The sequence below is a fragment of the Microcoleus sp. S1D4 genome (assembly GCF_036700765.1).
Lineage (GTDB): Bacteria > Cyanobacteriota > Cyanobacteriia > Cyanobacteriales > Microcoleaceae > Microcoleus.
Genome location: NZ_JAUBPP010000008.1, coordinates 225,649 through 233,627 on the forward strand (window position 1 = coordinate 225,649; position 7,979 = coordinate 233,627).

General features: G+C 44.8%; 10 protein-coding genes. 1 reads left to right on the top strand and 9 read right to left on the bottom strand.

The window, feature by feature from the left end:
* Positions 1 to 92 precede the first annotated feature (92 nt).
* The 6 genes from QT998_RS11290 to QT998_RS11310 all read right to left on the bottom strand — a co-directional run bounded on the left by QT998_RS11290 (position 93) and on the right by QT998_RS11310 (position 3,854).
* Positions 93 to 602, bottom strand: a complete 510-nt coding sequence (locus QT998_RS11290; protein WP_333089312.1) for a hypothetical protein — start codon at positions 600 to 602, stop codon at positions 93 to 95.
* Positions 603 to 1,022: 420 nt separating this feature from the next.
* Positions 1,023 to 1,238 (bottom strand): hypothetical protein, encoded by a 216-nt coding sequence (locus QT998_RS11295; RefSeq protein WP_194008835.1) that lies wholly within the window; start codon positions 1,236 to 1,238, stop codon positions 1,023 to 1,025.
* Positions 1,239 to 1,401: 163 nt separating this feature from the next.
* Positions 1,402 to 1,530 carry a DUF3574 domain-containing protein gene (locus QT998_RS11300; protein ID WP_333089311.1) on the bottom strand — a complete coding sequence of 43 codons (129 nt, stop codon included), beginning with the start codon at positions 1,528 to 1,530 and terminating at the stop codon, positions 1,402 to 1,404.
* Positions 1,531 to 1,550: 20 nt separating this feature from the next.
* Positions 1,551 to 1,625, bottom strand: coding sequence for a hypothetical protein (locus QT998_RS27475; protein WP_442921963.1), 75 nt, complete (start codon positions 1,623 to 1,625; stop codon positions 1,551 to 1,553).
* A gap of 419 nt (positions 1,626 to 2,044) precedes the next feature.
* Positions 2,045 to 2,392, bottom strand: a complete 348-nt coding sequence (locus QT998_RS11305; RefSeq protein ID WP_333089309.1) for a hypothetical protein — start codon at positions 2,390 to 2,392, stop codon at positions 2,045 to 2,047.
* Positions 2,393 to 2,771: 379 nt separating this feature from the next.
* The gene (locus QT998_RS11310; RefSeq protein ID WP_333114673.1) at positions 2,772 to 3,854 is read right to left on the bottom strand and encodes an ABC transporter ATP-binding protein; all 1,083 of its coding nucleotides are present in this window, start codon (positions 3,852 to 3,854) and stop codon (positions 2,772 to 2,774) included.
* On the opposite strand from QT998_RS11310, the gene QT998_RS11315 reads away from it, so the two are divergent.
* Entirely contained in the window at positions 3,853 to 3,975 is a 123-nt protein-coding gene (locus tag QT998_RS11315) for a hypothetical protein (protein WP_333114675.1), read from the top strand. The two genes, QT998_RS11310 and QT998_RS11315, sit on opposite strands and share 2 nt — an antisense overlap.
* 71 nt (positions 3,976 to 4,046) lie before the next feature.
* On the opposite strand, the gene QT998_RS11320 is transcribed toward QT998_RS11315, so the two are convergent.
* From QT998_RS11320 to QT998_RS11330, 3 genes are all read right to left on the bottom strand, one after another.
* A complete protein-coding gene (locus QT998_RS11320) occupies positions 4,047 to 4,910 on the bottom strand; it encodes a carbohydrate ABC transporter permease (RefSeq protein ID WP_333089301.1) in 864 nt (287 codons plus the stop codon).
* A 91-nt stretch (positions 4,911 to 5,001) separates the two neighbouring features.
* The gene (locus tag QT998_RS11325) at positions 5,002 to 5,895 is read right to left on the bottom strand and encodes a carbohydrate ABC transporter permease (RefSeq protein WP_333089516.1); all 894 of its coding nucleotides are present in this window, start codon (positions 5,893 to 5,895) and stop codon (positions 5,002 to 5,004) included.
* 283 nt (positions 5,896 to 6,178) lie between these two features.
* Positions 6,179 to 7,495 (bottom strand): ABC transporter substrate-binding protein, encoded by a 1,317-nt coding sequence (locus QT998_RS11330; RefSeq protein ID WP_333114677.1) that lies wholly within the window; start codon positions 7,493 to 7,495, stop codon positions 6,179 to 6,181.
* Positions 7,496 to 7,979: the final 484 nt, after the last annotated feature.

Here is a 7,979-nt window from a genome sequence, read left to right on the forward strand (position 1 = left end):
CCTACTATATTTCATAGAATGAAAAACTGCGATCGAACTCAAAACTGACAAGTCGGAACTACTTAAGCGCCTTCTGACAGAGAGGAATTTTCTCAAAAACCTATGACTTGAGTGTCAGCAGGCAGTGCAGTGGCCTCGGAGACCTTTTTAAACACGGTTGCTTGCTCGTTTAAGGAATTAGGTCTCGCCTGTCCGGGATTGGTGCCTTGCAACTGAAGGCGCATTTGTCCTTCGGGAGTCAATTCAAAAACAGTTTCAACGGTTTCTGTGCTGCTGAGGCCAACATCCAGGTGCATCGGTTTTTCACCGAGATTCACTTTGTATCTCATTTCTTTGGCGCGGGCTGCTCCGTCGGGGCCTTTAGCCATGAGAAACAATTTGCCTTCTGGGGCGAAGACGAAGGTGAAAGACTGACCGGATGGGACTGTACCTTGCCATTGACCTAGGAGTTGCTGGTCGATGTTGCTAGCGGCCGGGGGGGCTGCTTCGGTAATTGTTGGTTCTGCTGCGGATGCCGGGCCCGGTGAAGCGTTGAAGCTGGCGAGGATGCCGAAGCAAATGCCACTTGCGATCGCTTTGCCAATCATTTTTGAATTAGACATGAGACCGATCTAAAAATTGGTTATTCTTTTGTACACTCTAGCGGTTAAAGCGTAAATTGTTTAGCTTTAATTTCTTTTAGAGATAGATATATAGCCTTTCAAGCTCTCATAGGAGGTACTAGGCGGCATGGGCCTCCGTGGGCATAGGCCTCCGTGGGCATACCTCACTTTTTTGAGAACCGCTATAGGTGGATATTCAAACCTGCAACGCGGTTCTCATCCCAGATTAAAGCTTGTCTTGAGCTTGTTGAAGAATCACGGGCTGTCAGTTTTTTTGTGGTAAAGTCCAATACAAAGCTGGCTTTAAAGGCACAGCTCGCTGTCCTAAGTCGATCGTTCTCAACCCAGAACAGCTAACTGACTGTCGCGTTCAGGAGCGCCACCAGAGAATTTTGTCCTTCTGCTATTAATGCTATTTCATTAGTTGCGTTCAGGAGCGCGATCGACTTGTTCTGTTTCAGATTGTGTCTGAGATTGTTGCGCTGCTTCCTGTTGATTTTCCGAGCGTTTAGTTCGCTCCAAAGCCTCTGCGTAAGACCAAGCTACGCTCACAATAAAAGCTTTGGCAATGCCGTCAAAATTTTTGGAATCATCGCTTTCGGGCGCTGGTGCTTTGGGGTTGCCGTCGTCCGTCATATTTTTGTTTTCTCCAGGGCTGGTTTTTCTAGCAATTGGCAGGCAATGTGCGATCGATACCCACAAACTTTGATTTTTCTTGCACCCGCACCCTACTGATCTTTGAGGATATGACCTCGCTCACCATAAATAATATCATAAATACGGTAATTGCCCGATCGCATCAGAAAGAAATCTTAACTTCGCTGATTGTCCGCAGCACTGACTCCTGCTGAAAACTGCGCTTGTAGCTGCCGATAATTTCATGAATAGATTTAGTTTTTTGCGGGCTATTTTCATAAATTAAAATCACTATGTTTGATTTTTATATAATCAGAATTTCCCAAATGTTAAAGACTGCCCGGAGCCGTCTAATACAGTTAGTCCTTCCCGAAAATGAGGGGTGATAGCTGTCTTGACAAACTGCTGCTATTTTGATTCCTAAACAATCTCGCCTCCCCGTTTAGTTAAACCAAAACACAGTTCATCTTTGAGGCAATTTGTTTGCTGTTAGGATCGGAACTTTCCGGCAGTTTAGCGCGGGCAATTGTCGCCGGAAACACAGGCAGGACTAACAGCAGACAAGTCAAACCAAGACTGTGAATATGTTTGTTTATATATTATTTTTAACGCTTCGTTGCTTAAACTACTGGCAAACATACACGCACCAAAACTGTCAATACCAATAAAGTTTGTATCTTACATCGTTTAAAATAATTTAAAAGTTAAATTTAGCTAAAAAAATAGTGCGAGATGTGAGGTTAAATGCACATCTTGCACTATATTAGGAACGGGATTTTCGGCCCTTGCCACCAAAAAAACTATTCCTAATCCTTTAATTCGCGGATACTTCTCTTAGCGGTGTCTTGGTACATTTCCCCAAATTCTTTCACAGCAGCTCCTGCTTCTTGCCCGATCTTTTGAGCTCTCTCGCCCGGTTCGTTTTTAGTTTCGCGAGCTTCTTGTCTCCATTCCCGAGTTGTTTGAGGTCTGTCAGGATTGTTGAGATCCCCATTTGAACCGACTTGTGCGTTATAAGCTTTGTTGCTGTTTCCCGCATCAACATTCGTTGTCATCAGCATGAAACCGACTAAGACAACACTCAAAAAACTCTTGATTTGAAAGCCCTTCAGCAGGGAATTGATGCGAGCGATCGCTGTAGAAATCAAATTCATCTCGGTAATACTCCGTCAGTTAATTGGCGATAATTTTCAACATTTTTTCATCTAATTGACTCGCTCCAAAATCCGCAGCTAACGCCAGCTTAAGCCGAACTTAGCTTTTAGATCCTGTCCGTTCGATTTACCGCAATCGACCGGAAATGATGTTACTTGCAATTAGCCACATCAATAGAGTTATAGGTGAGCGATAAAATCTCTTCAACACCAAACCCATGTGTGAGTCAACTAGCTTTTTCAAACACAAATATCACGTTAACAGCATCAAAATGCTTCTACCTCTTACTAAAGTCATAAGTTAGTTAGAAGCCGAACAACCAAAATTCAGCACATAGTTAGACAAATTTAGCTCGATCGCGCTATACAAGAGCGATTTTTATTGCAGCCGATCGCCCGTTCTGACATCAAACCAGTGCAGGAACTGAGCCGGCAAAACCAGCTCTACAATTTCAGAGTTCCACTGGCGGTCATTTGGCACCAAAAGCCGCACTGTTACCGACTCCACACCCTTAACTCGGACGCTAACCAAATTTTGCATTCCCAAGTTTTCCACTAAATAAACCTCACCTTTAATTGCCTCTGGGGCCGCTATCTTGCCGGCCTCTGCATCTGCAAAACCGACGTGTTCCGGGCGAATTCCCAAGACAATCTCTGGCGGCACACTAGGCCAATTTGGCAAAGGAACTTTAAAATCGCCCAACATCGCCGAATTTCCCTGGCATTTAAGCTCAAACAAATTCATTTGCGGGCTGCCCACAAAACCCGCGACAAATTGATTGGCAGGACGGTTATAAATTAAGTGTGGGGGATCTAGTTGCTGGACAGTACCACTGTTGAGAACTGCGACTTTTGTAGAAAGCGTCATTGCTTCGGTTTGGTCGTGAGTTACGTACACTACAGGAGCTTTTTGTGATGTAAATAATTGTTTGAGTTCTGCCCTCACTTTTTCCCGCAATAATGCGTCGAGATTGCTCAAGGGTTCGTCGAGCAAAAATACTTCGGGTTGGCGCACTAAGGCGCGTCCTAGGGCTACTCTCTGCCGCTGTCCGCCTGATAATTTACCGGGTTTGCGATCGATTAATTCCGTCAATCCGAGGGATGTTGCAACTTCCGTCACTAACCGGTTGATTTCGCCGGAGGAGATTTTGCGAAGTTTGAGGCTGGATGCCATATTTTCGTATACTGTCATGTGCGGATAAAGCGCGTAACTTTGAAACACCATTGCAATATCCCGATCGCCCGGTCTGAGAGATGTCACATTGCGATCGCCAATTCTAATCTCGCCGCGAGTTGGCTGTTCCAATCCTGCAATCAACCGCAGCGTGGTAGATTTGCCACACCCGGAGGGCCCCAGCAAGGTGAGAAATTCGCCTTCGCTGACTTCTAAGCTAATATCTTTTACCGGTACAACTTTGGGGCTGTAGGTTTTATTGAGGTTTTTTAGTTGTAGTTTTGCCATGATTTTTATAAGGAAGAGGGAAGAAGGAAGAAGGAAGAGGGAAGAAGGAAGAGGGAATAGAGAAGAAAGAATTACTAACCGCGAAGGCGCGAAGGGCGCGAAGGAAGAGGGAAGAATCTAACTAGGAGGGCCCGCACGTACCATCCATCGCCCCTACCAACTGCCAACTGCCAACTGCCAACTGCCAACTGACTATCCTTTGACTGCTCCGGCTGTTAAACCTTGGACAATGCGCCGCTGGAACACCAAAACCAGGAAAACTAAGGGTAGGGTTCCTAAAACGGTGGCGGCGGCGATCGGGCCGTAAGGGATTTCAAAGACTGACACCCCGCTGAGTTGAGCGGTAGCAACGGGGATTGTTTTCATGGATTCGCGAGTTATAAATGTCAGGGCAAATATAAATTCGTTCCAAGCTGAAATAAATGTCAAGATTCCGGTTGTGACTAAGGCGGGAAATGTCATCGGTAGCACGATTTGCCACAGCATTTGAAAAGTGTTGTAGCCGTCAACTTTTGCCGCATCTTCTAAATCTTTTGGCAGTTGTTGAAAGAAACTCCGCATTACCAAAATTGTCAAGGGCAAGTTGATAGCTGTGTAAGGAATAATTAAGGCTAAATAATTATTTCCTAAACTCAAAGCTTTGACTATTTCTAACAAACCCAAGAAGAGCAGCACCGCCGGAAATAGCGTCACAATTGTTACAATTGCCAAAATGATTCTCTCGCCCCACAGCCGCAACCTAGCCAAAGCGTAAGCTGCAGGCGCGCCTACAGCTAAACACAGCAATGTGGAAGTAATGGAAACAAAAGTGCTATTTAAAATGTAAAGTGCAAAGGGGCGGCGTTGGAACAAGGAGATGTAATGCTCGAAGGTGATTTGTTTGGGTATGTAGACGTTGGGAATTGCTGAAATATCTGCATTTATTTTGAAAGATGTCAGTACCTGCCAGACAATGGGTGCGAGGAAATATGCGACGATTAATATCGCTGAGATTGGCAAGATTAGTTGCCGGATGTCAAAGGTTTTTTTGTTAGATTGTTCGCGGGCGATCGACATAATTTATACCAATGAAAGGAAAAATTCAAACCGTTCAGCAATCTAAAATTTACAATCTACAATCCTCAAATCTAAAATCTCAAATCTAAAATCAATTGATGCGGGCTCTAGATAACAGATAAGCGGCGATCGCCACTGCAGCAACCAACAGCAAAAAAGTACACACCACCAAAGCCGCCCCGTAGCCAAAGTCTAAATACCTCATTACCGTGCTGTAAATGTAGATAGAAACCGTCTCCGTTGCCCCCGCCGGCCCCCCTCCCGTCATCACCTGAATCAAGTCAAAAATGCCAAAAGCTTGGGCAAATCGAAACAGCATAGCAATCACAATTTGGGGCATCAGCAGCGGCCAGGTAATTTGACGAAAACTCTGCCAACTACTCGCGCCGTCAATGGCGTGTGCTTCATACAAATCACCGGGAATCGATTGCAATCCCGCTAACAAAAGCAGGCTGACAAATGGCGTAGTTTTCCACACATCCGCTGTAATCACTGCCATCATTGCCAAAGTCGGATCTCCCAACCAGCTAATGCTATTTTTGATCAATCCCAAGCGGATCAAAATATCATTAATTACGCCGTATTGGTCATTAAAAATCCACGCCCAAGCTACACCCATTAATGCAGTCGGCAGCGCCCAAGGCAGTAAGGAAATTGTCCGCACGATCGCGCGCCCTCTGAAAGATTGATTTAAGACTAAGGCAATGCCCATGCCGATAATTAATTCCAGCACAACAGAGGCGACTGTAAATATTGCGGTATTGCTTAAAGTTTGCCAGAAACGCCCGTCGCCTAACATTCGACTGTAGTTAGCAAAACCGGAAAAAACCAGTTTTAATTCTGTACCGAGATTTTGGGTGAATAAACTTAGCCAAAAAGCGCGTAATATTGGGTAAGCAAATACTAGCAGCAGAATTATCAATGCTGGTGCTACTAATATCCATCCTGTTTTTTGTTCGCGCTGTCGCATTTTGTCTAATTGCATATTTGATATCAAATCCGTTAGTATCGGAATAGTAAATTTACTGTTGACTGTTGACTGTTGACTGTTGATTGTTAATTGTTGACAGTTGACTGTTGACATCATGTATGAGTGCAACCGGAATTGATATGAATCTCTAATTTCTTCCTCATTTCCCAGTTCATGGTTCTTCCAGTCCGCAGAGGGGGACATTGTTTGTATAGCCCCGAATTCCATTCGGCTGGTTCCATTCTGGTTGTATTCGGCGAATTCTCTTCGGCGAATTCTCTTCGGTAGGTTCCTTGTTTTACGAAGCTTTCGATTGTTTCAAACTGCTTAATAAATTGCGAGTTTCGCTAGCTGCTGCTTTCATTGCTTCTTCTGAACTCATTCTCCCGGTAAAAGCTGAACTCAAATAGCGCTGCAAAATATCAGAAGCTTGAGCGTATTGTGCTATGGGCGGGCGTAAAACTGGCTGTTCCACTACTTTTAGCAGTTGCGGGTAGTGAGGATATTTGGCGACTATTTCTTTGTTAGTAAATAGGGATTTGTAGCTAGGAATTAAACCCGTTTCTAAAATAAATTTACGCTGGGTTGCTTCGCTTGTAAGGTATTTAATTGCTTTCCACGCTTGTTCTGGATGTTTTGAGGTTTTGGCAATTCCCCAGCCCCAGCCACCCAAGCAGGAACCGCCTGTTTTACCCGTACTGCTGAGCATTGGCTCGATCGCAATTTTGCCTCTCACCTTCGATCCCTCGGCATTTGCTAGCTTCCAAACATAGGGCCAATTTCGCAAAAATAGCGCTTTGCCGTTTTGAAACAATAGCCGGGTTTCTTCTTCGCCGTAGGTAGTAACACCGGGTGGAGAAATGCCAGAGGCGATCGTATTTTTGAGAAATTCTACTGCTTGAATTGCCTCCGGTTTATCTAACCCAACTTCAAAAGTTTGAGGGTTCGCCCAGAAGCCGCCGAAACCGGAGAGCACTTCGACAAACATCGCAGATACTCCTTCGTATTGTTTGCCTTGCCACAAATAACCCCAAGTTACTTTTCCCTGTTTTTGCAAGTTTTGAGAGATTTTTGCCATCTCTTCAAAGGTTTTCGGCGCTGGAATTCCCGCTTGTTCTAAAATGTCTTTGCGGTAATAAAGCATTCCGGCATCGGAAGCGTGGGGAATTCGGTAAAGTTTGCCTCGATATCGGCCGCCTTCGACGTTACCTTGAATGAACTTTGATAGTTGTTTGGGGGGAATTCTGTCTGTCAAATCCATCACCCAACCTGCGGCGGCAAATTTGGGAACCCAAACAATATCCATGTTGATGATATCGTAGGGCGAGTCGCCTAACAAAAAGGCAGATGTGTAAAGATTTTCTACGAGGTTTGTGTCAAATGGCCCTTCTATGAGGTTGATGCGAATATCGGGGTTTTTCTGTTCAAATTCTTTGACAAAGGGTTTCCAGTTAGTAATGTCTTGGCCTTGCATTAACATGGTGAGGGTTACTGGCTGCTTACTCAGTGCGGGCAGAATAAATAACAGCAAGATGGTGGCTAATGTGACGGCGCTTAAGGCGAAAAGACGGGGATGCTTCTGCCTTCGCTGGGGTGTAAAATTTATTTTTTGCATTTGCTTGGGAGAAGTTCCTGTGCGATCGCCTTATTTCTCTCTTAACTCGCTTTCTGATGTTTCACGGGATTTGGCGAGTTTGTGTAATAAAAATTTAAGTAAACTTTAACTTACTTAATAATCGTTGAGTGAAGAGTGCTAATTTTGATTGGACGAGTGCGATCGCGAGTTAAGTAAGCATCTATCTACAGGCAGATATAGCCTTTCTCAGTAAGATGAGGTGATCTCGTGGGCGGAGCGAAGCGGAGGGATGGGGCATGGGGCATGGGGCATAGGGCATCATGCCCGCGAAGTCGAAGGGTGGGTAACCTCACCAAGCTTGAGAACGGCTATATTGAGAGTATTATCAAATATCGTTTCCGCTAGCCTTGGGCATTGACCTGATTGAGTCGTTTGGCCGGTGCGTGATAAGCTGCTACGCAGCTAAACCGGATAAAATAGCATTGCCTTTATTTTTGATTTTTCGATCCCATTTAATAACCAT

Excerpts from the sequence above, each read along its gene's own strand:
- QT998_RS11290 (WP_333089312.1), bottom strand. The coding sequence starts at position 602 with ATGTCTAATTCAAAAATGATTGGCAAAGCGATCGCAAGTGGCATTTGC.
- QT998_RS11295 (WP_194008835.1), bottom strand. The coding sequence starts at position 1,238 with ATGACGGACGACGGCAACCCCAAAGCACCAGCGCCCGAAAGCGATGAT.
- QT998_RS11305 (WP_333089309.1), bottom strand. The coding sequence starts at position 2,392 with ATGAATTTGATTTCTACAGCGATCGCTCGCATCAATTCCCTGCTGAAG.
- QT998_RS11315 (WP_333114675.1), top strand. The coding sequence starts at position 3,853 with ATGATTTTTATAAGGAAGAGGGAAGAAGGAAGAAGGAAGAGGGAAGAA.
- QT998_RS11310 (WP_333114673.1), bottom strand. The coding sequence starts at position 3,854 with ATGGCAAAACTACAACTAAAAAACCTCAATAAAACCTACAGCCCCAAA.
- QT998_RS11320 (WP_333089301.1), bottom strand. The coding sequence starts at position 4,910 with ATGTCGATCGCCCGCGAACAATCTAACAAAAAAACCTTTGACATCCGG.
- QT998_RS11325 (WP_333089516.1), bottom strand. The coding sequence starts at position 5,895 with ATGCAATTAGACAAAATGCGACAGCGCGAACAAAAAACAGGATGGATA.
- QT998_RS11330 (WP_333114677.1), bottom strand. The coding sequence starts at position 7,495 with ATGCAAAAAATAAATTTTACACCCCAGCGAAGGCAGAAGCATCCCCGT.